The 25,993-nt window shown below is 33.3% G+C and carries 23 protein-coding genes and 4 pseudogenes; all 27 read right to left on the bottom strand.

Annotation, left to right across the window (positions count from 1 at the left end):
• Positions 1 to 182 (bottom strand): annotated as a pseudogene (locus C7381_RS08740) (DUF3847 domain-containing protein); the annotation flags it as partial.
• 29 nt (positions 183 to 211) lie between these two features.
• Positions 212 to 628, bottom strand: a complete 417-nt coding sequence (locus C7381_RS07980; RefSeq protein WP_001074477.1) for a sigma-70 RNA polymerase sigma factor region 4 domain-containing protein — start codon at positions 626 to 628, stop codon at positions 212 to 214.
• 265 nt (positions 629 to 893) lie between these two features.
• On the bottom strand, positions 894 to 1,478 hold the full coding sequence (locus C7381_RS07975) for an MptD family putative ECF transporter S component (RefSeq protein WP_000791747.1): 585 nt from the start codon (positions 1,476 to 1,478) through the stop codon (positions 894 to 896).
• Positions 1,479 to 1,488: 10 nt separating this feature from the next.
• Positions 1,489 to 2,193, bottom strand: coding sequence for an energy-coupling factor transporter transmembrane component T (locus C7381_RS07970; RefSeq protein ID WP_025194627.1), 705 nt, complete (start codon positions 2,191 to 2,193; stop codon positions 1,489 to 1,491).
• A gap of 1 nt (position 2,194) precedes the next feature.
• Complete coding sequence (locus C7381_RS07965) at positions 2,195 to 3,700, bottom strand: ABC transporter ATP-binding protein (RefSeq protein WP_000601969.1); 1,506 nt, start codon at positions 3,698 to 3,700, stop codon at positions 2,195 to 2,197.
• 2 nt (positions 3,701 to 3,702) lie between these two features.
• Positions 3,703 to 5,412, bottom strand: a complete 1,710-nt coding sequence (locus C7381_RS07960; protein ID WP_000488165.1) for an ABC transporter ATP-binding protein — start codon at positions 5,410 to 5,412, stop codon at positions 3,703 to 3,705.
• On the bottom strand, positions 5,405 to 7,144 hold the full coding sequence (locus tag C7381_RS07955) for an ABC transporter ATP-binding protein (RefSeq protein WP_116480552.1): 1,740 nt from the start codon (positions 7,142 to 7,144) through the stop codon (positions 5,405 to 5,407). The genes C7381_RS07960 and C7381_RS07955 overlap by 8 nt, the downstream gene beginning before the upstream one ends.
• Before the next feature lie 103 nt (positions 7,145 to 7,247).
• Positions 7,248 to 7,820, bottom strand: coding sequence for a TetR/AcrR family transcriptional regulator (locus tag C7381_RS07950; RefSeq protein WP_000079886.1), 573 nt, complete (start codon positions 7,818 to 7,820; stop codon positions 7,248 to 7,250).
• Between the two features lie 75 nt (positions 7,821 to 7,895).
• Positions 7,896 to 9,734, bottom strand: coding sequence for a recombinase family protein (locus C7381_RS07945; RefSeq protein ID WP_048949726.1), 1,839 nt, complete (start codon positions 9,732 to 9,734; stop codon positions 7,896 to 7,898).
• A 39-nt stretch (positions 9,735 to 9,773) separates the two neighbouring features.
• Positions 9,774 to 10,499 (bottom strand): annotated as a pseudogene (locus C7381_RS07940) (VirD4-like conjugal transfer protein, CD1115 family); the annotation flags it as partial.
• A 148-nt stretch (positions 10,500 to 10,647) separates the two neighbouring features.
• Positions 10,648 to 11,139: a hypothetical protein gene (locus C7381_RS07935; RefSeq protein WP_008800989.1), complete on the bottom strand. Its 492-nt coding sequence runs from the start codon at positions 11,137 to 11,139 to the stop codon at positions 10,648 to 10,650.
• Between the two features lie 24 nt (positions 11,140 to 11,163).
• Positions 11,164 to 11,625, bottom strand: a complete 462-nt coding sequence (locus C7381_RS07930; RefSeq protein ID WP_004819996.1) for a DUF5680 domain-containing protein — start codon at positions 11,623 to 11,625, stop codon at positions 11,164 to 11,166.
• 54 nt (positions 11,626 to 11,679) lie between these two features.
• Entirely contained in the window at positions 11,680 to 13,164 is a 1,485-nt protein-coding gene (gene mobQ / locus C7381_RS07925; protein WP_008800883.1) for a MobQ family relaxase, read from the bottom strand.
• A 240-nt stretch (positions 13,165 to 13,404) separates the two neighbouring features.
• Positions 13,405 to 13,725 (bottom strand): DUF3847 domain-containing protein, encoded by a 321-nt coding sequence (locus C7381_RS07920; RefSeq protein ID WP_116480551.1) that lies wholly within the window; start codon positions 13,723 to 13,725, stop codon positions 13,405 to 13,407.
• Between the two features lie 76 nt (positions 13,726 to 13,801).
• The gene (locus C7381_RS08735; RefSeq protein WP_008800881.1) at positions 13,802 to 13,999 is read right to left on the bottom strand and encodes a transposon-encoded TnpW family protein; all 198 of its coding nucleotides are present in this window, start codon (positions 13,997 to 13,999) and stop codon (positions 13,802 to 13,804) included.
• 93 nt (positions 14,000 to 14,092) lie between these two features.
• Complete coding sequence (locus C7381_RS07910; protein ID WP_008800880.1) at positions 14,093 to 15,931, bottom strand: recombinase family protein; 1,839 nt, start codon at positions 15,929 to 15,931, stop codon at positions 14,093 to 14,095.
• 59 nt (positions 15,932 to 15,990) lie between these two features.
• Positions 15,991 to 16,335, bottom strand: a pseudogene (locus C7381_RS07905) (VirD4-like conjugal transfer protein, CD1115 family); the annotation flags it as partial.
• A gap of 44 nt (positions 16,336 to 16,379) precedes the next feature.
• Positions 16,380 to 16,586 carry a hypothetical protein gene (locus C7381_RS07900; protein WP_022620867.1) on the bottom strand — a complete coding sequence of 69 codons (207 nt, stop codon included), beginning with the start codon at positions 16,584 to 16,586 and terminating at the stop codon, positions 16,380 to 16,382.
• Between the two features lie 196 nt (positions 16,587 to 16,782).
• Positions 16,783 to 17,274, bottom strand: a complete 492-nt coding sequence (locus C7381_RS07895) for a PcfB family protein (RefSeq protein WP_002838927.1) — start codon at positions 17,272 to 17,274, stop codon at positions 16,783 to 16,785.
• 14 nt (positions 17,275 to 17,288) lie between these two features.
• On the bottom strand, positions 17,289 to 18,146 hold the full coding sequence (locus tag C7381_RS07890) for an ATP-binding protein (RefSeq protein WP_002838954.1): 858 nt from the start codon (positions 18,144 to 18,146) through the stop codon (positions 17,289 to 17,291).
• A 14-nt stretch (positions 18,147 to 18,160) separates the two neighbouring features.
• Positions 18,161 to 19,138 (bottom strand): replication initiator protein A, encoded by a 978-nt coding sequence (locus C7381_RS07885; protein WP_002838936.1) that lies wholly within the window; start codon positions 19,136 to 19,138, stop codon positions 18,161 to 18,163.
• Between the two features lie 86 nt (positions 19,139 to 19,224).
• A complete protein-coding gene (locus C7381_RS07880; RefSeq protein ID WP_000583243.1) occupies positions 19,225 to 19,515 on the bottom strand; it encodes a CD1845 family protein in 291 nt (96 codons plus the stop codon).
• A gap of 43 nt (positions 19,516 to 19,558) precedes the next feature.
• Positions 19,559 to 19,750, bottom strand: a complete 192-nt coding sequence (locus C7381_RS08885) for a hypothetical protein (protein WP_425433155.1) — start codon at positions 19,748 to 19,750, stop codon at positions 19,559 to 19,561.
• 183 nt (positions 19,751 to 19,933) lie between these two features.
• Positions 19,934 to 20,794, bottom strand: a pseudogene (locus C7381_RS07875) (ABC transporter transmembrane domain-containing protein); the annotation flags it as partial.
• A 115-nt stretch (positions 20,795 to 20,909) separates the two neighbouring features.
• Entirely contained in the window at positions 20,910 to 22,043 is a 1,134-nt protein-coding gene (locus C7381_RS07870) for an aldo/keto reductase (protein ID WP_116480549.1), read from the bottom strand.
• A 405-nt stretch (positions 22,044 to 22,448) separates the two neighbouring features.
• Positions 22,449 to 23,666: a TlpA family protein disulfide reductase gene (locus C7381_RS07865; protein WP_116480548.1), complete on the bottom strand. Its 1,218-nt coding sequence runs from the start codon at positions 23,664 to 23,666 to the stop codon at positions 22,449 to 22,451.
• 303 nt (positions 23,667 to 23,969) lie between these two features.
• On the bottom strand, positions 23,970 to 25,949 hold the full coding sequence (locus tag C7381_RS07860) for a hypothetical protein (protein WP_116480547.1): 1,980 nt from the start codon (positions 25,947 to 25,949) through the stop codon (positions 23,970 to 23,972).
• Between the last annotated feature and the right edge of the window lie 44 nt (positions 25,950 to 25,993).

Here is a 25,993-nt window from a genome sequence, read left to right as displayed (position 1 = left end):
TTTGCCAGTTTTTCTAATTTTTTGCCTTGATTTTGTAATTGTTTCAGCTTTACATCGCACTTTTCTCTTTCTTCCTGAAGTTCAGAAATTTGTTCCTGTACTTCCTGTAATGTTTTTTCTTTCTTCATTTTTAATTCCTCCGTTTTGGTATCTGCTTGTTTCCATAAAGAAAGGTTAAGCACCTTTTTTGACACTTAACCTTTCCAAGTTTTTAGATTTTATCTTCTAAAATCTTTCTCAGTTTTTCTAAAATCCTATCCCTCCTCCCACTGATTGCTTGATGTGTAACTTTCTCTCTTCTGCTGATTGACCTTAGACTTTCTTCTTTGTAGAAGATGGCTTCCATTAGTTCTCGTTCTTCTTTTGTAAGAGTATTTAATGCTTTATGAAGTTCTTCAATTCGCATTTTTACTTCTACAATTTTTTCTAAGTCTATCTTTTCATCTATGATGTTATCTACAAAGTGTCCATCATGATCCAGTGCCGAAAATGGTATTACATTATGCTTCCAATCTTTTCTTTGGAGATACTTTTCATGCTCTGTTATCTTCCAATAGGCTTTGTAGACTTCTTCACTTACAGGTACGGCTTTGCCTTTTACATAAAGGTAATATTCTTTCTTTGCCACTTAGTCATCCTCCTTTTTAAGTTCTCTGTTTTGGTTTTGAGAATAAAAAAGGAGGACTTCTACACTTTGGCGTAAAAAGTCCTCTCGGCTTAAAAACTAATGTTTTATATAATTTTCTATTTGGTCGTTTCTGGTAAAGTATTATTGCTATGTGTAAGCAATTCCAAGAATAAAAAAGGATAATTATATCGTTCTGTGAAAACCGAAACTATAAGTTTTGACATAATTATCCCTCCATTATTTTCCCTCCTAAGTAAATTTATTATTAAATCACTCCTGCTTTTTCAAAATGCTTTTTGAGTATCTTTGTTGCAACGAATGCTCCTATGCAAGCAAGAACAAATGTTATCAAGGCAAAGCCTACTGCCCATGAAACTTTGAAATAAGATAATGCTTCATTTATTTGTGCTTCACTCATTTTCCATTTTGATGCTCTTTCCACAAAAGAAGCTGTTCCGAATAAAATCACAGGAATTACTGTCCCTAAAAAATCCGCTAATGCAAATATCCCATATCCAATAATCATTCGTCCCTTGCTCTCATAATTTCCTATAATCAAATCACATATAATTCCACCGATTACAGCAAAGACTGCATGAGGCAAATGTCCTCCTGACAATGCAATTAAACCAAGAAGCGTTCCTGATATTGTAAATACGCCCTTCTTTTTAACTTTCAAAGCCATAAGGATATAAACGGTAGCAGCTACCATAAAGCTAACTCCTGAAGCAATAAATCCTCCAATCACTGTTGTTGCCATAGCAAATGCAACCGCCATGTATATGACAATTCCAATTGCATTAAAGATTCCGATTGTAATAAAATCACGACCATTTAATTTGTTTTTCATAAAAGTCCTCCTAATAAATTTTCTGTATTACTATCACAAGAGCAATCATCAAAGCTCCTAATAGTCCAATCAACAAATCCGTTGTTCTAAACCTCAATTTTGTTAATGTAACCCTGTTCTCATCACTATCAAGTCCTCTAATGAGTGCTGAAGCTGACAGTTCATCTGAAATCTTAATCATTCTCATTAAAAGCGGAACAAGCGTATATTCAATATATTTAATTGGATGTAGCAAGGGGAAAAATCTACTTGTTACGATTCCTCGAATCTTCATATTCTCTTTTAATGCCTTGAGTTCTATTTTTATAGTTGGTACAAACCTAAGCAAAACACTAAAAGGTATACCAATGCTTCTTGGTACTTTCATTCTATTTAATGCTTCAAGCATTTCACTTACACTTGTAGTCTTTGTTATATATCCACCAAACATAGCAATTAAGGTCATCCTTGATGCAAAGTAAATAAACATATATATTGCAAATACGATACTTGCTTCACAAAACTTTCCAAGCCATAACTCTATGCAGTATAAAATCACAAAAAACAAAATAAAGCGTAATGCTCTTTTCCACATACTGCTGTATACATACAGAAAAAAGGCAAAGAGAATCAGTCCGAAAAGTAGAATTGTATCGCTTATAAAAAAGCTCGTAAATCCAACAATTGGAAGTAGAGTAAGTTTTATTCTCGGATCGACTGTTTTTCTATCCATCAAGTTATCTACCTCCTCTCATCTTGTCCAATATGAGAATTTTATTACTTTCACTCATATTCAAAACACTTTCTATTTTTCCATCTCCCATTACCCAGAGCTTACTCACTGTGTTCGCTAAAAACTCAAAATCATGACTTATCACCAAAACTGTTGTTCCATTTTTTAATTGTTCTTCAATTAATTTTGCCACTGAAAGCATTGAGTCTTTATCACAACCTGATGTTGGTTCATCATAGATAAAAACTTTTGCCTGTTTCATCATTCCACAAGCTATTGTGAGTCTTTGTTTTTCTCCTCTTGATAAAGCAAACGGATGCTTATCAATGTATTTATCTAAGCCAAGTACATTCAAAATAGACTTTGCCTTTTGAGTATTTTCTTTTTTATCTTTACTTGAAATACCAAGCAGCATTTCATCAAGTACACTTTCCGAAAACAACTGATAGTCTGAATCTTGAAAGACAAAATATGACATATCCATTAAATCTTTATGATTAAGCGAATTATCTTTCCCCGTCCATATCTTCCCCTCTTTTATCTTCTCAAGTCCTGAAATCACTCTTGCAAAGGTAGTTTTTCCGGTACCATTTAAGCCGATAAGACCAATGGCTATTCCGCACTCCATATTAAAATCAAGATGATTTAAAATGTACTGTTTTTGCTTCTTTCCATCCTTAGCTACATTCGGATAGCAAAATCTCAAGCCTTTTCCGTTTATACTTTCATCATTTAATTGATATGAGTCTTTCTTCTCACTTATCCTATATTCTTCTAATTCAAGAGTTCTTAGTCCATTCTCATCCCAAAACTCCCCTTCAAGATGAATAACTTCTTCCCGACTCAAGTCCAGTGCAATTTCTCCATCTTTCACCAAAAGAAAACGGTCAAATAAAGATTTTACATAGTACAAACGATGTTCAATTAGAACAACTGTTGTTCCTTTTTTCTTTAATTTTTCCAAAATTAAAAATAGGTCAAATGTTGCTTTCATATCCAAATTTGCTGAAGGTTCATCTAAAATTAAAACTTTCGGATTCATCGCATAGATACTTGCAATAGCTATCTTTTGTTTCTGTCCGCTTGATAATTCAAAAACAGATTTTCCTTTCAGTTCCTCAATATCCAGTTCTGCATATACTTCTTCTACTCTCTGTTTTATTTCATCTCTTGATTTGCAAATGGTTTGAAGCCCAAAAGCTATTTCTTCATCTGTCGTTGTCGTAAAAAATTGACTTCTTGGATCTTGAAATACAGTCCCTACAATATGCCCTATTTCATGAAGCGATAATTTGCTTATATCTTTTCCGGACGCAAAGGCTTCCCCTTTCATTTTGCCTTTGTAATAATGTGGAATAAGACCATTCATCACACTTCCAAGAGTACTTTTACCACTTCCACTTTTCCCTGAAATTAAAACAAATTCACCTTTTCTAATTTCAAGATTGACATTTTTTAAAGCAGTTCGTCCATCTTCCCATTCATAATAAACATTTTTTAGCAAAATCATGGTTATACCTCATACTGAGCTTTCCATAATTTTGTGTAGTAACCATTTTTTGCAAGAAGTTCGCCATGCTTTCCTTTTTCAAGTAAATTTCCTTTTTGAAATACGAGAATTTGGTCAGCTTTTTGAATTGTTTTTAAATGATGAGCCACTACAAGTACAGTTCTATTCTTTGCAAGTTCTGTAATAGCATCCTGTATCAAAGATTCGTTTACAGGATCAACATTACTTGTCATTTCATCAAGAATTAAAATCGGTGCATCTTTTAGAAAAGCTCTTGCAATAGATATTCTTTGTCTTTGTCCACCTGATAAAATTCCTCCATTTTCGCCAATATCAGTTTCATAACCTTTTGGTAAGCTCATAATGAAATCATGTATCCTTGCCTTCTTTGCAGCTTTAATGATTTCCTCTTTTGTAGCTCCTTTTTTACCTACTCTAATATTTTCTTCAATCGTGTTATCGAATAGTTGAACATTTTGCATGACAATACTGATACGATCCAAAAGCTCATCATAAGGAATATCCCTTATATCAGTTCCTCCGAGTGTAATTTTCCCTTTATGCACATCATAAAATCTTAGAAGTAAGTTTGTTATAGTAGTCTTTCCACTACCTGATTCTCCAACTAAGGCTGTCATTGTTTTTTCAGCAATAGAAAAACTCAATTTTTCCATTTTAAATTCATCTTTTTCATAGGAAAAATCTATGTTTTCAAAAGCTATATCATTATCTTTCGGAACAATTCCATTCACTTTATCCGGGATTACATCTGCATATAAAATTCTTGAAAGTCTTTCGTAACTATCTACCGCCGAAACATAGTACATATAGTGTTGTTCCATAGAAGCGAACGGCTTATAAAACTCTTTTGAAATTACCGCAAAGATAATAAAATTAAGCACATCGAGATTTCCCTTTATAACAAGTATTGCTCCTGCAATTAAAAGAACTAAATATCCAATATCCAGTAAAAAACCAAATATAGATAACTGTTTTGCCTTGAATCTTGAAGCTGCTTTACTTGTTTCTCCGAACTTTTTCGTTTTGTTCATAAGCTCATTATCTAAGCTCTTATTGTTTGAAAAACTCTTTAGTACAGGTATTCCTCTAACATATTCAACAAATAAGCTAACCATATCAAGAAGTGCTGAGTTGTTCTGATTTTCTATTTTTTCAGATTGCTTAATTGTCAGATATAGAAAGATAAGTGCAATCGGAACAGATACAGCCATAATAATAGCAAGTTTGAAATCAATACTTGCAAGACCAACAAATACGACTGCACCTATCAAAAAATCACCAAACATTCTTGACCACATGTGTCCTACAACAAGGGACATATTATCAACATCTTTGTGTAAAATTGTATTGATCTCGCCCAGTCTTTCGTTGGTATAAAATCCTAAGCTGAATTTTTTTAATTTGATAATCATGCGTTCTCTGATTTGCTGAACAATATCAAAACCTGCACTATGCTTTTTCATATCTGCAACCATATTACAAATACCTTTGAAGACTACAAGTAATCCAATCGCAATAAAATATTTATATAGACTTGCTAAGCTCGTTCCATCGAATATTTGGAACAGTATAGAAAATACGATCACAATCATAGCTATGGAGCTTAGTCCATAAAGGGCAAAGAATACACTCGATATAATCAAATCTCTCTTGCCAGTTTTTGTAAGTAGTTTTAACATTTCTCTAAACATTTTCTGTTACCACCTCTTTCAAATTCCATCTATCTACCTTGTTCTGTGCTTCAACCATATCCTTATAAAAATCACATCTTTTCATCAGCTCTTCATGGCTTCCTGCATCAAGAACAAGACCCTTATCCATAACAATAATTTGGTCTGAATCTCTAATCGTATTTAGATGATGAGCAATTGTAATGATGGTTTTATCCTTGCTTAAATCGTCAATTGCTTCGCCGATAAGTCTTTCATTTTCACTATCAACAGCCGCCATTGCTTCATCTAATATTAAAATCGGTGCATTTTTCAGTATCATTCTTGCTATAGAGATTCTTTGTTTTTCTCCACCGGATAACTTAACTCCCATTTCACCTACTCGTGTTTCATATCCATTTGGCAATGCTGAAATAAAATTATGGCATCTTGCTTTTTTAGCAGCTTCTATGACTTCTTCTTTTGTTGCATTTAGTTTTCCAATTGCTATATTTTCAAAAATACTTAAGTCAAAAAGGATAACTTCTTGTTGCACACTACCAATCAGCATTGAGATATTTTCTTGACTATATTCTTTTATATCTTTTCCATTTATCAGTATTTGTCCTTCATCTGCATCCCAAAATCCCATAAGCAAATTAGATACCGTACTCTTTCCACAACCGCTTGCTCCTACAAAGGCGTTCAAACTATTTTTCTTAAAATTCAAATTGATATTTTTAAGCTCAAAGCTATCTTTTCCGTATGCAAAATTCACATCTTTAAATTCTATGTTTCCAAATTCTAAACCTTGTTCTGTCTTTTTGTTTGGAAGTGGAACTGTTAATACTTTCCCTATCGCCTTTAACGCTTCCTTAAACACAATAGAAAAATGTTGCAATGTAGCTGTCTTACTTATAGAAGCAGTAAAAGCAGACGATAAAATAATGGCAAGGATAAAATTAGGCGTTGTAATATTTCCATGATAAAGAAATATGCTTCCCAAAATCATGACAATAACCACTCCAATTTCCATAAATATGTCAATGAGTCCCATTGGAATTGTAACCATCCCCATGCTCTTTTTAACCCAGTAAATATATTCTCTTGCCGTTTTTAATGTTCTTTCACTAATTTCCTCTTCTTTAGCAAAAGCCTTAATCACAGAAATATTTTTTACATATTCCATTAGCTCTTCTCTCATTCTGTTTTCATGATTGAAGTAAATCGCAAAGTTTTTATCCATTGTTTTCTGTGAAAGAACTTTTACCAAATACATGAGTGGAACTCCGGCAATCATCCCAAGAGCAAGACGCCAATCCACAAAAATCATAGCTACAAAAATAATGGTAGGCAGAAGTGTAACTGACATTATTTCAGGGAGACCATGAGCAAGATATACTTCCACTTGTTCTACATCATGTTGGACAATGTTGGTAAGCTCTCCTGTATTATGTTCTTTAAAGAATCCCAAACTTAGTTTTTTCAGATGACCGATAATATCTAACCTAAGTTCTGTTAATTTTTCGTATGCTTTCTCATGGGCAACCTTTGTTGCAAAATAATAAAACACTCCTTTTAATACAAACGATATAAAGATTCCCAAAAATATATACTTTAAATTACCTTCGTTAATATTGTTTGTAATTAAAGAACTAATCAAATATACGAGTAAGATTTGTGGTATCAAATCAAATACTATTTTTAAAGCAAGAAGTGAATTGGATAAACCGTTTTTCCCAATCACTTTTTTTCTTAATTCTTTTTCCGGCATGAACAACTCTCCTTTCAAAATTGAATAATATTGAATTTTAATTCAGTATTAAGGTTTAAAGTAAGACTTTGCTGATTACGCAAAGTCTATTTTTTTGTGCTGATTATAGGGATTCCACTCCCTTGTAATAACACCTTGCAATAAGTTTTAGCATATCTTTTGCCCACTTTTCACTTTGATAATGCCTTGCTATTTCAAGAAGTCCCTCTGTAAAGTTACTGGCTAAAATATGGGCAAGCATTGGATCATATTCCTGTTTCGATTGTCTTTTTAAACTTACTTCAATATGAACCTGCATTTGTGATATGAGTTTTTGTTTTGCTTCTGTATGCTTTGTCCCTGAGCTTTTATCCATTAAAATAATTAACTTCTTACGATCTTTTAAAAGTTCATGAATATAATTTTCTCCAACCTCATCAAACCTTTCAGAAGCAGAACCTTTTTCCAAAGATTCTTCCTCATTAAAAGCTGACTCGAAGTTTATATAAACAGAACTTACTACTGCATCAAACAAAACTTCCTTATTTTTGAAATAGGTATAAATGAGTGCCACAGGAATATCTGCTTCTTTTGCAATTTCTGTTAATTTGGCACCTCTATAATCCTTTTTATAAAATACTTTTTCTGCTGCTTCGAGTATTCTATTTCTAACTTCTTCTTTTAATACTTGTGCCATAGCACACCTCTTTCTATTCCAATACTGAATATATATTTAATAATAAATCAAAATTCAATATTTGTCAAGATAGGTTTAAATATTTGTTTTTATATACTCACTCACCGGTATCCCCACTCTTTTCAAAACCTTTATTTTCTCCTGTTTCTTCTGTTCTCTCCTTGCCTTATATTTATCTTCATACTCTTTCTGTTTTCCGCTTGCTTTTCGTTTCAGGTAATTTTGATGTAGCTTGTCTTTTCTTTTCTTTATTTTTCTTTCTTCTTCCTCAAGTTTTTGTTTTTCTTCATCACTTAACTCCGCCTGTGGCAGTTCATAATTGCCTATGAAATTAAAGTAAATTTCTATCTTTTGCTTTGATGTCTGACTTCCTTTTCTATCTCTTTCATGTACGACAATCTTTTCTACAAACTCATTTATCATTGTGGTTGTAAGTTCATCAAAGTTTTCATAACGACTGATAAGAGATATAAATTTTTTAGCTCTGTCTGTTTCTTTTTCATATCTTGATACCTGCTGCTCCAAATCCTTAATTTCTTTACTTAAAGTTATCTGATCCGTTTCATATTGGTTATTTAGTATTTCATATCTGCTATTTGGAATTTTTTCAAGGATCATATCTTCATAGATACGACACATCAGTCTTTCTAATTCCTGTAATCTTCCTTTGCTGTCAATAAGCCTTGTGCGTTTCTTTTCTATCTCTATTTTTTCCTTTTCTTCCATTTCATTTTGAATGGAACGGATAAAGGCTTCATTATCTTCATCAAGGTATTTTTTAATGTCTTTCAGTGTTTCTTGTATTAGATTTGAAACTGCTTCTGCTTTTATTCTGTGTGCTGATGGGCAAAGTGTTCCACAAGGTGTTTTGGTATAGGCACTGCAAGTGTAATAGGGAATATTCTTATAATTGCTTGTTCTATGAACATACATCTTGCTTCCACAATCTGCACAATACATCAGTCCTGTGAGTGGGTGATATTCGCCCCAACCGTCAGGATACCTTTTTACATTTCCTCGTATTCTTTGTACATTATCAAAGGTTTCTTGGTCTATGATTGCTTCATGGGTATTTTCAAATATCAGCCAATTATCTTCAGATACATATTTGCTTTTCTTATCCTTGAAATGCTTTCTTGTTTTGAAGTTTACAGTATGCCCTAAGTATTCTTTTTTCTTTAAGATACTTGCAATTGTGGAGCTACACCAACGATAAGGATATTCAAACACTTTGCTTTGATGTAATCCATATCCTAATTTCTGTTGATGATAGGCAGGTATATCTATTTTTTCCGCTTCTAATATCTTTGCTATTCGATACGGACCATTTCCTTGCATGGTCAGATTAAATATTCGCCTTACTATCTCCGCTGCTTTTTCATCTACAATCCACTTATCTTTATCTTTTTCATCTTTGATATAGCCATAGGGCGGAGAGCTTGCCGTATGCTTACCGCTTTCTCCTTTTGACCTGAATGTAGATTGTATTTTTCTTGATGTATCTCTTGCATACCATTCATTCATGATATTTCTAAAGGGAGTAAAATCATCTTCTCTGTAAAAACTATCTACATTATCATTGATAGCGATTAGTCTTACTCCCTTTTGTCTTAGTATCTCCATACATTGACCGACTTTGAGATAATCTCTGCCAAGTCTGCTCATATCTTTTACAATGATACAACCAATATTTCCTTGATTGACTCCGTTCATCATTGCCATAAATCCCGGTCTGTCAAACTGTGTTCCGCTGATTCCGTCATCTGTAAAGTGAATAATGTTTGACAGGTTATTTTTGCTTGCGTATTCTTCCAATATTTTTTTCTGATTGATGATAGAGTTACTTTCTCCTTGCAGTTCATCATCACGACTTAATCTCTCATAGAGTGCTGTTATCTTTTCAAAATTCCTCATTTTTACCCCCTTTCTCTTAATTTTTCAATAAAAAAAGAATTAAGAAGTACATATTTCACTAAAATAGTGATTAAGTGTTCTCCTTAATTCTATTACTCCTGCTGCTAGTTTGTATTTCTTATATTGTTTTACTGCAAAATGATTTGGCTTTTCTTTTTCTAATGCTTCAAACATATAGTCTACTGCATTTTTAAAATTTTCATCTTCTTCTCTTACCTCACTTGCATCTATCATAGCAAGTAAAGTTGTAAAGTTCTGTTCTTCTTTAGGAGCTTCATACCAGATATATCCTATAAGTGCTGTGTAATAGAGTTTTTCAGCTTTCACCCAAAAATCCTCAGTTGATTTTTCTCCTTCTCCCTTAGTATTTGCAATTATTGTTTGTACTAATTTCAAAATATCTTTTTCACTTTTCAAGTATGCAAAGGGATTATATCTCATGGATTTTTTAAAGTTTATTGTGTTTAGTATTTTTATCTCATATCCATTTCTTTCCAACATTTTCCCACATTCCAAGACTAATGTTCCTTTTGGATCGGTTACTACATATGAAGAGTGCATTTGCATGAGATTTGGCTTTACAAAAAACCTTGTTTTACCACTACCAGAACCTCCAATTACCAATACATTTTTATTTCTCGCATATTTTGGATTTTTAGGTCTATTGTTCATGGTAAGTCTTTCAGTTTGAGTTAATAGCACATTGTTTTCAAACTTCTTGTCAATGTATGGCTCAATATCTTTTTCATTTCCCCAGAGAGCGTTTTGTCAAGTACCTTTTTATATTTATGGACGCTTGTCCTGTATGGAAATTTAACTTTTAGGGAAAGAAAAACAGTAAACCTTTTTTGATTTACTGTTCCTGTATCGGTTTTATTAAGTTATCAATCATGATACAAACCATTATCTATAATTATCTTCTTTTAGCAAATACTTCTCCATTTGTTATCCAAGTTTTTCCATTATCAAAAGATGTTTTATTTTCCCAATGGAATTTTGAAGGAGAAATATCATCAAAGACCCATAAATTTATGCCTTTATCATTGCTTATATTTGTAAGTACAATTTTATCTTCTACTTTTTCAGCTTCTAAATATACCATTTTACCTAAACAAGTATAGCAAATATCCCATTTTTGTTTGTTAGGATTGTACATTCTTATTGTTGTACCATACTCTGCGTCAGGCTGAGGATTGGATACTCGTTCTTCCCTTGATGGACAAATAAAAATATCTTGTATTCCATCACCATTTAGTATCTCTGAAAATATCCATTCTCCAATTACATGTCTTTCCTTTTCAGTACCTTTTCCATCAACCCATTCAATATCCCACTCCCCAATCAAATCGCTGAATATATTTTTCTTTTGCTTTTTTTCTCCAACTAACGCTTTATAAAATTCCAAACTTCCACCTCCTAAAACCGAAATTTATCGAACTATCCCTCCATGATAATAGCACTCATAGACTAATTTCCCTTGAAAAGTTATTGATTCATATCCTTGAAACCATTCAAAATCCCCTATCGTTTCACACATATATTTATAATCACCATTAGAATATTCATCAGGTCCTCTAAACGGATTTTCACTATTAACCAAAAGCAATGCTTCTTTTAAAAATCCGTACTCAAATTCTTTGTCAAGTTTTCGACCTGCATAGTTCATCGACCAAATTATTTCTCCGTTTGACCAAAGAGCCTCCTCTCCAATGAACGGATCTGTTCCAAAATAAGAATCATAGTATTCAAAATTATCTTCAAAATACTTTAAATCATGTGAACACGGTCTTGATGAATTGGTTGTATTTCCATCGCCAGCATAAGTTGCTTTTTTTGCCTTAATTAAAAATTCAATGATACCTTTTATTTTCAAATCATGCACAATGTTCATCTCCTTAAATCAAAATTGTATTTGTTTATTATTATACCATATTTCCAATTAGTTTTATAGGTCTAACTCGTTCCTCTTTACCTGTGTTAGTTCTCTATTTCCTTGTAGTAATTTCTCTATACAGTTTCTAACACTTTCAGCTTGTTCAACCTCTTTTCTCATATCTAAGATTTGAGAATATAGGGTGTCTTTTTCTTTCTTCAATGCTGTTGCTTCTAACTTCCACTTGGATATAGCTAATGTCTTACTTTCTCCTAAATGCTCTTTTAGATATTTTCTTGCACTCTCAAATAAAATAATTTCTGCTGTATGTTCGTTATAAAAATCTTCTTGCTTGCTTTTCTTCAACTTGACATAGGTTTTGTATGTGTCTCTATGTTTCAAATACTTTTCTGATTGGTCTATAAGCTCTACTTTGTCATTGGTTTTCTTTTCGGTATCTTTGATAGCTCTTGTAGTCTTGTAGTTCTTATCTCTTAATGCTGATATACATTCTTTCAATTCGGGTATTGATGTAATATTTTTCTCTTTAAGAAATTGATAGCTTTCAATATATTTTTCTAAGTTTATATTACTATTATCTGCATTTTCTTTTATGAGATTAGAGAGTATATCTGTTAAATCATTTTGTTTTAGTGGGGTGGTGGATTGTAAAGATATATCCTCTTGGTTCTCTATTAGATTATCTTTGTTCTTGTTTGTTGTTAAACTTCTTATCCATCTCATTAAGGCTTTTATTCGTCTTGAAATTTCTCTTAAAATCATGTTTTGATGTCTGATTTCTCTGTTGATATTTCCTCTGTTGGTAACAATACCTTTTTTCTCCATTTGACTTGCCGATATTCCTAAATGAATGGTCGGTATTTGTTCTATGCCTTGTCTTTGATAAGAACGGTGATCGACTTTTTCCTGTATGTTGTTTTCTTCCAAATATTTGTTGGTAATATCTGCCCATGCTTTTCGCCACTCTTCCGCTTTTTCTTGCTCATTCCAATCGACTGTATTGATTTTTTTGGTTTTGTAATTTCCACTTTTGAGTTTTACTTTTTCTCCGTTTTCATCAAGGATATATTCTTTTTTTGATTTTGCTCCCCATGTCTTATCTTCGTTGAACGGTCGCATAGTAAGTAAGATATGAGCATGTGGGTTTCCCTCATTTTTATCGTGCAATGCAATGTCAGCACACATACCGACTTTTACAAAATTTTCTTTTACATACTCTCTTACAAGCTCAATCTGTTTTTCTCTGTCTAATTCTTTAGGCAATGCAATTTCTATTTCTCTTGCAAGCTGTGAATTTTTACTTTTTTCTATTTTTTCTACACTGTTCCATAATGTTCCTCTATCTGAAAATTCCTGTGGTGCATTTTGTGGTAATAGGATTTCTGTATGGGCTATTCCGCCTTTTCTTGTAAAGTCATGGACTATGCCGTCATATTCATTTTTTATCTTTTCGCCACTTCGATAGGCGGAAGCTGCTACCGCACTTTTGCCTTTTCCTCTTGAGATAATCTTTATGCAAAGATGGTATATCGCCATAGCTAAAAACCTCCTTTTTTTTTCTTATATGGATATGGTGGCGATAGATAAGACTTCCTAAAAAAATCGGATAGCTTTTATCCGATTTCTTTTGGGAAGTACACAAGGGGTAGGAAATTTATTTCCGTAGGGGAGTGTAGCTCCCCTGTATCAGCGTTAGCTGATATGCCCTCTGCTAAGAGCCTTCGGAGAACGCACACACCCTTTAGGGTGTATAAGTGCGCCCTTGTAAACAAGGGACTATTCCTCTGTGTTCATTTCTTCCTCTTGTGTTTCTATAATTTTGTTTTCGCTTTGTTCTCGCTTCTCTATGATTTTTAGGATTTTTTGATTGACTAACTCTTTGATATTTGGGAATGTGATTAGCTGATAGAATTCATCTTTGGTAAAACCCTTGCTTTCGGTAAAGATACTTTCAAAGACTGCTCCTTTTTCATATATCCTTTTATCTCTCTTTTTTCTTTCTTCCTGTTTCTGCTGACTGATGAGCTTTTTTCTTTTGTTTTGTAACTGCTTAATTTCTTCTTCTGCCATTAAAATTTTTTCATCTATATTTTTCATTTTCTGTTTTCCTCTCTTTCTATTTTTGAGCAAAGAAAAAACAGCAAACCGATTTGATTTACTGCTCTTATTTTGTCTATTCTTTCCGTTCCGATTTCACTACCTTTAACAGCTTATCTTGAAATGTATCCTTACTGTTTGGGTCAAAATATATCTCTGTTACAAAAGTTTTTCCTCTAATCTTTTTTATCATGATATTGTTAGGTTTTTGGGGTATGGTCTGTTCTTTTACTGTCTGTATTTCATCGTTCTGTACTTCTTGTTTTTCTGTCATTCAATCCTCCTTTCGACTTGCACAAAAAAAGATTTCCTGTGATTTAGGAAACCTCTTTTCGTATTGGTTGATATTTATTTTTAGGTCTTGATTTTAGGTTGTTGCTTGTAGCTTCTTTCTTGCTCTATATTCTCGTGCTTTTATTCGTTCGTATTCTCTAAACTTTTCAAGATTTTTAGCTCGGTATTCTTTGGAATATGCCCTATGATATGCTCTTGATTTTTCTTTCTTAGCTTCTTCGATTTCTTCTCTCATCTGTATCATTTCCTGTTCTGTCGGCTCTATTTCTTTTGTGAGTTCATTTTCAAATTTTCCGATATAGTTGAAATACACTTCTATTCTCTGAACGGCATATTTTGCTCTTTTGACATCTCGCTCATGCACTACAATTTTACTGATAAATTCATTGATGGCGGTAGGGGTAAGTTCTTCAAAATCTGAGTAGCTTTCTGCAAGATTGATAAAGTTCTTTGCTCTTTGATTAGCATTTTCAAATTCAGATAAGCGTTCCTCTATTTCTTCCTGTTCCGCTTTCAAAGTGTAATATTCTTCTGCATACTTCCTTGATAGTAATTCATAGCGTTTTACCTCGATATTTCCCAGTGCATTGTCCTCATACAGCTTATTCATCACTCTTTCTATCTGTTCCATTCTGTCTGTGATTTGAGGGATACGATTTTGCTGTTTCTTGATTTCTTCTGTCTGTTCTTTGGCAAGACTGCTTTTTACCAATACCTCAAATTCTTCTTTATTTGCTAATGAATACTGTGCTATCTTTCGCAAGACCTCTGTGAGATTTTCCATCACATCATCGACATCAATACGGTGGGGAGAATTACATTTCGGGTGTTTGGCTTTACCTTTAGCGTATTCACTACAATAGGTTACATGCTGTACTTTTCCGCTTTTGTGTATGGTGCGTATGTGCATTTTTGTACCGCAATCTTTGCAATACATCAGTCCCGATAGTGCGTGGATTTCTCCGTCTCCGTTTGGTCTTTTTACAGGTGCGTTTTTTAATATCCTTTGTACATTTTCAAAGGTAATTCTATCTATGATTGGTTCGTGTACATCAGGGATTATTTGCCACTTGTCTTTATCTACATAATGGTTTCGCTTATCTTTATAATGCTTTTCAGTTTTGAAGTTGACTACATCGCCACAATACTCCTGCCTTTTCAGTATGCGTGTTAGGGTTGCTTTGTTCCAGTTATAGCGGTTTTCTTCATTCAGCTTTTTATTTTTCGCTGTTCCTCTGTCTTGCTGTTTCATATAAAAGGTTGGGGTTAGTATTTCTTTTTCTTTCAAGTAAACGGCTATCTGATTGCGGTTTTTCCCCTCCATAAAGAGCGTAAAAATGAGTTTTACGACTTTGGCAGCTTCTTTATCGACGATCCAATAATCTTTGTTGTTTGAGTCTTTTATATAGCCGTATGGGGCTTCTGTTGCAACAGGCTTTCCGCTTGCTCCTTTGGTCTTAATGCCTGTTGTTACTTTCTTACTGATGTCTCTTGCATACCATTCGGACATAATATTGATAAAGGGGGCAAATTCCAATGTATTTTGGTCTTTGCTGTCAATACCGTTGTTGATTGCAATAAAGCGTACATTGTTTCGTCTGAATATCTCCATTGCATTTCCTACTTGAAGATAATCTCTTCCCCATCTTGTCATATCTTTCATGATGACAATACCGATTTTGCCGTTTTCCACATCGCTTATCATCTGTGTATAGGCGGAGCGGTCAAAGAACCTACCGCTTTCATCATCGTCGATATAGTGACGGATATTCATCAGCTTGTGCTGTCTTGCGTATCTCTCTAAAAATGCCTTTTGGTTTACAATACTGTTGCTTTCTCCCCCGTCCCTATCCTCATCACCAACTGAAAGGCGGGAGTACAGCGCAGTGATTTTGGTTGCATATTCCATCATTGCTTTATCCTCCTTTTTTGTGTCTATATATCACTCCTTTACAGTTAATATTATGCAACCCATCTTGCCGATCCATATTCTCTGCCCTCTCTAAACTTTTTTGCTTTTTTCTTTTTCTGTATAAGGATTAACTTAATAACTACTGATAGAATTAGACCGGGTATCAGATTTTTTATTTTTAATGATGGAATATATTTTAAAGTATCTATTTGACTAAAAGCTACTAGAATTCTATCTATTATATCTCCTCCTACATAAGAGTTGACATGGCTTGCAAAGATATTTCCTATATAAAAAAATAAGAGGTAAGGAAGATTTTCTAATACAAATTTCTTCTTATCTCTTATCTTAAAAACATTTTTTATATCTTTTATTATTTCATTTAGTATTTTCGAATTAATCACTTCCTCTCCATAAAAAAGAGTAGATTTCTCTACCCATTAGTATCTTATTTATCTTTTTTATATATTATTACTGGAACTTGTTTTATTTTTTTACCTATCTTTTTTCTTTCCAAGACAAAAATCATATTCTCATTTCTTTTAAAATATCCTAAATCTCTATGATAGCTTATACCACACTTGCAATGTAATAGACCTATAAACTGTTGCTTCATCTTTGAGTTACATATGGGACATATTCTTTTATTTGTCATTTTAAACCACCATTATACTTATATTTTACTTTCAAAGGTATTTTTTAGTTTTTTCCCTAATGCTTCTGTTCTCATTTTTTATCTATAGATAAGAGAAATTCTTCTACTGGATGATTCCATCTTCTTTTTCATAGTATTCAACAATAAAGCTATTCATGCCTTCTCATCATATATATTATATATCTAAGTGCTTTTATTATAAACTTTGTTCCTGATGCTTATGTTTAACCTTATCTCTGTCAATAGTATCTTTGACTTTATCCTTGAAGTTATTAAGCCTTTCTATTACAGATTTTCTTTTTCTTGACTTATCTTTAGTAAATTTCTGGACTGTCTTTTTAAAAGCTTGTTCCATCACTTTTATATCTTTTGCTTGAAAAAAGATAATGTTGTTTCCATTTTCTAAATCTTTCTTTATGGAAAATTTCACCCCATATCTTTTTAATTCTTTTTTCAATGCTTTTAAGTCTATGTCATTTAATTCTAAGGTTTCTACTTTACCTTTTTTTACAAGATCTTTTACTTTTACTTTTTTAAATTTTTCTAAGGGTCTTGACTGTTCTGTCTGCGCTTTATGTTTATTTATTTCTAATATTTTCTTCATCAAATTTATAACTTGCTTGGCTGTAACTATCCCCGCTTTTTTTACTATGGCTATTGTTCTGCTATTTATATCATCATTTTGCATTCACTCACCTACTTTCATTCTTTTTTTAATATTTCATAGGCTAATTTTGATTTCTCCTTCATTTTTTCTATTCTTCTATTTTCTCCTGTAAATATAATGGGACTGCATATTTCAAGTATCCTTGAGTAAATTCTTTTATCTTTTATAGTTTCAGGATTAGTTAAAGCTGATATATTTAAGTTTGTTGTTATAATTAGAGGTTTCCCACTTCTATATCTACTATCTATTATGTTAAAGATATGCTCAGCTGCAAAATCTGTATCTCTTTCCATTCCAAAATCATCAATAATTAATAGTTTCTTATGATTTAGGTTATCTATATACTTACTCTTATCAATCTCAAAGTTAGTCATATCATTTAAAATTACTGAAAAATTTGTCATTTTGACTGATATTTCTTTTTCTAGTAAAGCATTTGCTATAGCACTTGCAAGATATGTTTTTCCACATCCCACATTCCCTATGAGAATTAATCCTATATTATTTTCATATATTTCATCAAATTTTTCCACATAATTTTTTGCTACTTTTTCATGCTCACTATCTTTGTCCATATTTTTAAAATTCCAATTTAATAAGATAGGATCAGAAAAACACTCTTTTTTTAAGTGTTCAATTTTTAAAAGCCTTTTATTTTCTTTTCTTTTTTCTTCCTCTAATTTTTGTCTTTCTTTTTTACATTGACATAAAATACCAACTTTTTTTATTTCTCCAAAGAAGTCTATTTCTTTTTCAATTGGTGTTTTACATTTTGCACAATATTTTAATCCTGTTTCTTGATCTATATAACTCCTATTTTCTTCATCTTTTGATGGACTATTTGTTTCTGCATTTTTTATTTTCTGTTCTAGGATTTCTTTTATTAATTCCATATGCTCCTCTCCTATCAAGTATTTAAAATTTCTCTCCATATATCCTCATCGTTACTATAGTCATAGTTTTCTCTTTTCTGATCTTCTCTCTTTATGACTTCTATGTTTCTAATATTTTCATCTGCATTGTATAAGAGAGTCAGTAGATAAGCATTAATGTTTCTAATATCCTTTGGAGCATTTTCTCTTAGGTATTTCAAAACATAGTCTATGTGTTTATAGTTAAGACTTAGAAATTTTTCTTTAAAATTTTCATTGGATATATGCCTCCCTCCTATTTTAATGTTTGTAAAGCTAGTTAAGGCTTTTACAAGTACATTTATCATTACATCTACTTGCTTCTTTTCTTCTATTCTTACTTTTTCAAAGATTTCATAAGATATATTCTTTTTTATAGTTTCTTTTAATTCTTCCTCCTCCAAAGTTTTTTTTGATTTTTCTCCTAGCTTTTCTAAGGGGGATATGGGGGTGGTATTATTAAAATCAGTATTATTAGTTTCAGTATTATTAATATTAGTATTATTAGAGTCCTCTTTTGAAACTTCTTGAGGTTTGTTTTCTAAACTTCCTGAAGTTTGTTTTTTAAACTTCTTGAGGTTTGCTTTTGAAACTTCTGTAGTTTTATTATTTTCTGTGTAAATAAAGTTCTTTACATAGAGTAAATTTGGCTTTCCAAGTCCTAACCTCTTTTTTTCTAATAATCCTATCTCTTCAATTTCTTTCATTACTTTGACCGATTTATTTCTCCCCCAATTTAATACTTCCATAATTTCTTCTATGGTATAGATAATGTATACCTTGTTTTCTTCATCTAACCATTTATTCTTAATTGACAAGCTCATTCTATCGAGTAGAATTCCATAAAGAATTTTTGCTTCTACGGATAGTTTTTTAAAATTTAAGTCGGTGAATAAAGTTTTGGGAATCCTAAAAAATGAATATTGTTCTGATTCATTGCCATAATAGTATTCAAATTTAACTATTTCTTTCATCATAACCCCCTTTCTTTTCATATAAAAAGAGATAGCTTTGATTTTGCTATCTCTTTTTCATCGTTTTAATCTATTTATTTTTATATTTAAATTACTTTTATTCTTTCATTCACCCCTTCTATCACTTCTATAATAAAATATCCTAGCACTGGTAAACCATAAGGACTAAAAAGATATGCTAGTATAAACGCATCTATAGCAAGTGCTTTTTCTCCATGATAAACAGATCCTAAAAATCCCATAATAGCGATAAATGAAATCAGTTTGAAAAATATTGTGCTGAGTCCTAATACAAACGTTAAAAATAGAATTATGATACTTAACGCTATCCTAATAGGAAACAATATGATTTTGAAAAAAACTCTAAATATTATCATATTCTCTTCAATCCTTATTACTTATGTTTTCTTTTCTTTTTTGTTAATTTAATAAAAAAGATGACAGACTTAATCCTAAATCGTCTTGTTTAAAAGTTTTGTGGAAGCCTTTAAACTTTGATTTTAATGGATTTATTGTATCTGTCATCATTATATCACTGTCCCCCGATCCGCTCTCGCCCCAAAGCACTGTCGTCTTTCCAAGACCTATGTCAAAATCTAAATTTGACAAAATATTTCTGTCGGTGTTTTTGTATTTGAAACTGAGGTTTCTGGCGCTCGCAAGACTGTCGCTCGCATAATCGAAATCGCTCTTTTGCTCTTTTCTGTCGGTGAATGCATCGAGTTTTTCAAAACTGACACCCGCTTGGCTGATGTCGGTCGAAATGTTCACAAGGCGCATAATCGGATTTATGAGATAGTTTGTAAAATTTGAAAACACCATGAGCGTTCCAAGCGTCGGATTTCCCGTCTTTATCATCCACATACCGCCGATGCCGTAGAGAATTGCTTGATACGGCACCATGATAAGAACCCAACTTGCCTGCGAGCGAAACTCGCCGATGACCATGAGCCGAACTCTCGACTTCTCGAGCGCTCTAGCCTTCTTCATAAATTCATCGGACACCGACTCAAGAAGATTGTACGACCAAACCTCGTCGCGGCATTTGACCGTGTCGTCAATCGCCTTCAAAACATCCTGCCTTCTGTCGTAATAGACGTCCTGCTCCTTGCTTATAATCTTTTGCAACATATTGTTCACGAAAATCAGAAGTGGATAAACAAACATCGAGATAATCGTGAGCCTGTAATCTATATAAATCATCACACCGACGATGAGCACAATCGAAATTATCGACGAAATCATCATCGGAATCCCCGAACTCAAAACATCTCCGAGCGAATCAATGCTGTATGTAAGCACATTTGTGACCTCGGACTTGTCGATTGTCGTCGCGTCCTCGTAATTCATCTTGAGATAATGCTTGAAAGTTTTCTCTTTAATTTTCAGCATACACTTTGCCGCAACGGTATTAAAAACCTTCGCACTCAAAATCATAAAAATCGCACCGAAAAACACAACGCCCATAAAAACAAATTCAAGCGGCCACAACCACTCCGCATTGTTTTTCATCAAAACATCGTCGATTAAAATCTTCAGAGAATAACTCGACAAAATCCCGAAAGCCGTGTTTAAAAGCGAGAGAATCACCCCGTAAACAACCTTCCATCTGTGCTCTCTTAAATATGAATAACTTCTTTTTAAAATCTTTCGCATAAGTTCATCAAGGCGTTTAACACGCCCCTCCTTTATAATATTGTATCATATTGTTATTATAAAATTCAATGATACATATAAAAAAGAAGCATTCATCGAACACTTCTTCAAAAATCTACTCTTCAGTTAAAAAATCGTGTGCCTTTTTTAGACCCTCAATAATTTCGAGATTTTGCGGACAGAGTCCTTCGCACTTTCCACAAGCGATACATGCGTCCGCTGCGGTCTTTCCGTCTTTTAAATAGTCCGCATATGCCTTTTTCGACTTTTCTTCTTCGTCAAAAATAAACGCATTGTTCCAAAGTGAGAACACCTTCGGAATATTGATTTCAACCGTGCACGGCATACAATACTCGCACGCGGTGCATCCGATTTGCTCTTTCGCCTTGAAAAATTCGCGTGCTTTTGAGAAAAACTCTTTCTCTTTTTCCGTCACCGAATCCGGCTCGACACTCGACGCCATCTCGATATTTTCATCAACTTGCTCCTCCGCGTTCATGCCCGACAAAACAGTCATAACATTCGGAAGATTTAAAGGATACTTCAAAGCGACTTGCGACGGCGTGAGCGGCTTAAACTCATCCGAAAGCTCTCTGATCTCCTTCGGCGGATTTGAAAGACGTCCACCCTTTAACGGCTCCATGATAACAACCGGAATCCCGAGCTTCGTCGCGAGCTCATAACCTTTTTGCCCCGCCTGATAATCCACATCCAAATAATTGAGTTGAATTTGACAGAAATCCCACGGAAAACTGTTTACCATCTCTTCGAAGGCCGGGAACTCATCGTGAAAACTGAAACCCATATGACGAACCTTGCCGCTCGCCTTTGCCTTCTTTATAAAATCAAAAACGCCCAAATCCACAATCTTTCTGAACGTCTTTATATCGAGCGAATGTAAAAGATAAAAATCAATATGATCCGTCCTCAAATTCGAAAGCTGCTCCTCCATGAGCCTTTCGAAATCCTCCGTCTTCTCGACAAGCCACGCCGGAAGCTTAGTCGTCAAAAGAACATCATCCCTCAAAGAATTCTCCTCAACAAACTTCCCGACAAAACTCTCGCTCATCTTTCCGTGATAATTGTACGCAGTATCTATGTAATTTACACCATTATTAATTGCCCTCTTCAAAAGAGCCGCCGCCTTCGCCTCGTCAATCTTGCTGTTGTCGCCGTCAATAACTGGAAACCTCATACATCCGTAGCCGAGCCTACTGACCTTAGTCCCTTGAATATCAAAATACTTCATCAAATAACCCCCTCTAATATTTCGTCAACCGAAATACATAGTCTTATTATAACATAGAGACTATTAAAATTGCAAGAAAGTGTGGTAAGAAATAAGAAAAAGAGCTTTTTGTATAATTCATTTAAAATTCATCCCGACTCTTTATTTTACAGAGGTATTTTTATAAATATACTTGATTTTAAGTTTTCATTCCTATAATCATGCGATTGATATATCTAACTCAATATTAGAATATAAAAATATAACAAATGCAAAAAAGATTTAACTATAAATTATTAAATAGAAGTCCAATTTTAGCTTAACAGATTTTTTAATAATGAATGATTAATATTGGGTTTTGAATGCACATTTTAAATTTATTTTTTCATAAACAAAAACACCGGAATTTCCGGTGTTCTAAGTTACTTATTTTGTTTTGTCTTCTTTCTTTTCGTCTTTTTTATCGTCTTTCTTTTCTTCCTTCTTATCTTCCTTCTTTTCTTCCTTCTTTTCTTCCTTCTTTTCTTCCTTTTTATCTTCCTTCTTTTCTTCAGCCTTTACTTCTTCTTTCTTTTCTTCAGCCTTTGGTTCTATTTGAGAAATAAATGCATCGTAAATCGTTGGATAGTATTCGTTGAATTGTTCATCCGTAAAGTCAACGTCATCAGGAATATTGTGCTTTTCAGCATATTCTTTTTCTACAACGTCCCACATTTCTCCAAATGTTTTTCCAACTTTCTTTCCATCTTTGTCTAAAATAAACATTGTCGGAAAATAGAAAATTGAATTTTCATCTAGTGCAAGAAGTTTATTCAAATATTCATAGCCTTCTTTTGTTCCGCCAACTTCTGTCCAAGGAACTTCTTTTCCTTCGAAGAGATGAGCTAAATCTTTGTTTGAATAATCTTTATATTTGTTTACAACACCATAGATTTGAACATTCTTTCCTTCAGCTGCAAGTTTTTCGCTAAGTTTAACCATGAAAGGAACTGAGCGTCTTGACCATGGGCACCAAGGGCCCCAGCTGTAAACGATTGTGTAGTCGTGAGCTTTTACGCTTTCATCGAATTTTTCTTTGTTGAATGCTTCGATGTCTGTTTGTTCAAAATCGATGTAGTTGATGTGTTTGTCTCCAGGATATGCGTGGAATCTCAAATTTCCGAGTGCAGCAACAAGTTTGGATGTCAATACATAGTTTTCGCCGTTTATAACAACACCCATGATTTCTTTTTCTTCACCGTTAACCATAAATTTGAATGATTGTGCTTCAATTTTTGGATTTTCTGCTAATTCTTTTAATTCAGTTCCATTTGAAACATAATCTGCACCCGTTGTAAGTGTAACTGTACGAGTTTCTTTGTCATAAGTAATTCCAAATTTCTTTTCTGTGTCTTTTAAAACTTCAGCGAGATCGCGAATCTTCATAACGTTCCACATTATAAGCTGAGGTTTTTCACCTGATTTGTCATAGAATTGAACTTGGACTAATTTTAGTTCTGGAACTTCTTTTCCACCTACTACAAATTGGAAATCATTTTCTCCCAATTTGTATCCATCAAAAACTTCGTCTTCTGCTTTCGCCACATATGTAAACGTGGTGAGTGCCATTACAATTGCGAGCGCAATAGCTAGATATTTTCTCATTTATGAGATACCTCCTTAAAAATTATATTTTAATTATATCACACGATAAAGTAGAATTCAAGTATAATGAAACCGCAGTCAATAATTTATTAGTTTTTTAAGAAATATATAAACATAATATTTTTTATAACAAAAAAGAACCGGCGTTTGCCGATTCGTATTTAATGTTCCACCAATTTGCGAGGATATTTTGATGAGAAACGGTTAGATTGAGTGATTTAGGAGTGAGGCGTACTGGCAAGTACGTCGCAACGACTAAAACACGAAATCAACCGTTTATCGCAAAATAGACCGCAAATAATTCTACAAGGTGTCGGTATAGACTCTTCTCGCCCCCATCTCCAATATCTGATTTGCAAGATTTTGTCTATTGATTGTGTGGACAAATATCGGGACACCTATTTCAATGAGTCTGTTTCCAAGTCCTTTTTCAAATTTTGAGAGTGACATTGTGACTGCATATAGATTATGACTCGTTGCAAAATCTGCAAGTTGATCGGCGGTGTAGTTTGACATATAAAGTGTCAATATTATTTTTTCAAATCCCATTTTTTTCACTGGTTCATATTCGTCAAATTTATAAATTTGCGGAATTATTCTTGCTTTCAAATCCGGTGCAAGCTTTGAGATTTTTTCAAGCACTTTCACATTTTCTGTCTTTACATCAGTTATAAGATATGCATCCTTATGATTTCTAAACCATTCGACAGTCTTTTCCATATCCATTTGGGTATAACCATGACGTGACTTCATGCTGTCATATTCAGCTTTCGTGTAAGTCGTTTCGCCCTCAATATATTTTGCCCCATAGAACTTCGTGACAAAACCTTCCCATGAGTGAATATTTACAGGATGTCCGTCACTTGTCAGCATGAAATCCATTTCAAAATATCTTTTTCCTGCACTATAATTTTTGTCGAGTGCCTCTTTCATATTTGTGTAAGTCATACCGCAAAGTTCTCCACCCGCATGCATAATTGTTTTATCGTTATCGAGTTTTAAGATCTTTTTATTTTCCGCAAGTTCTTTTAGCTTGTTTAGGAACACAAGTCCGTATGAAAGTTCAGAATCTCTGAAGCTTTTTCTAGTGACAAGTTCGTATGCACTTGCGTCAACATAGCCAAGACCATTTCTATTGTATGCATCAATTTTAAGTCCACCGTCGGCATTTTTTATGTCAATTGCAATCGATTTATAAATTGCAATTCTATTGTTCATATCATATTGAACGGTTGCCATGTCCATGTCCTTCTTTTCTTTTGAAAATACGTCCATTCCAAACATCGGATAGACGTTTTCATAAAGTCCGAACATGTTCAAAAGCGTTGGAAGAATATCAACAGAGCCTATTGTGTTCAAATATTTTTTGGTTTGAAGTCCGTTTACAAATATGAGAGGACAATTTACCTCGGCAAGTTTCTTTTCTTTTGTTAAAACTGTTTCAACCGTTTTTTCCTTGTTTACTAAATCGTTGTATACATTATTTTTACCAACTATAAGAAGTATTGTATCCTTTGCTTTGGAGCTATTTTTAAAATTCGAAATAAAATCTTTCAACGAGTTGTCAAGTTCTCTAATTTTTTGAACAAATAGTGTTCTCTCCTCTTCAAGGGCCCCGCCCTTAAAAGCCGTCATCGGATTTTCAAAAGGAAGTGTTTCAGCATAGATAAACTTTTTGCCCGGCTCTTCGATTTTCTTTTGAAGACTTTTTAGTACAGCAGTATTTCCGCCCTTTTCATTAATGTTAACTTTGTCAAAACCCAAAGTCAAATAGTTTACATATTCTTCGCCGTATTCCAAATTTCTTTGAGCAATTGTAGTATAACCTGCATTTTTAAAATAATTTTGAAGTCCCTTGATGTCTTTGTTGTAAATTTGTTTAAATCCAGGATATTTTTGGTTCGGCATTATACTGTAAAGTGTTGAAAGTGTTATATCATCAGGATTCTTCGATGCACTTCCAAGAAAATAATTATTAAAATAAACTGCACCGCTGACAAGCAAAGTCATAAATGGAGAGAGTTGAATATTGTTGTAACTTCTTCCGATTGCACTTGTCAAAAGTCCGTCAACTTCCAAAACAACCAAGCTTTTATCTTTAAACACCCCGGTCATCTCGTTTTCCTTATGTTCCATCAAAAACCCATAATCGCCCTTGTCTACACGTGTCATTTCTTTCTTGACCGGATTTACAAAGTCCCCATATCCTTCTGCTTTAATATATATATAATTGTTTACTGCAAGAAGCAGTGCAATAAATAAAGTTAAAAAATTTTTTCTCATAATCTTACCTCATTGTCAGTTCTATATATATCATAACATAAAAA

The sequence above is a fragment of the Ezakiella coagulans genome (assembly GCF_003096635.1).
Taxonomy (GTDB): domain Bacteria; phylum Bacillota; class Clostridia; order Tissierellales; family Peptoniphilaceae; genus Ezakiella; species Ezakiella coagulans.
Note: the sequence above shows the minus strand (reverse complement) of the source record. Positions and strands in the feature narration are given on the sequence as shown.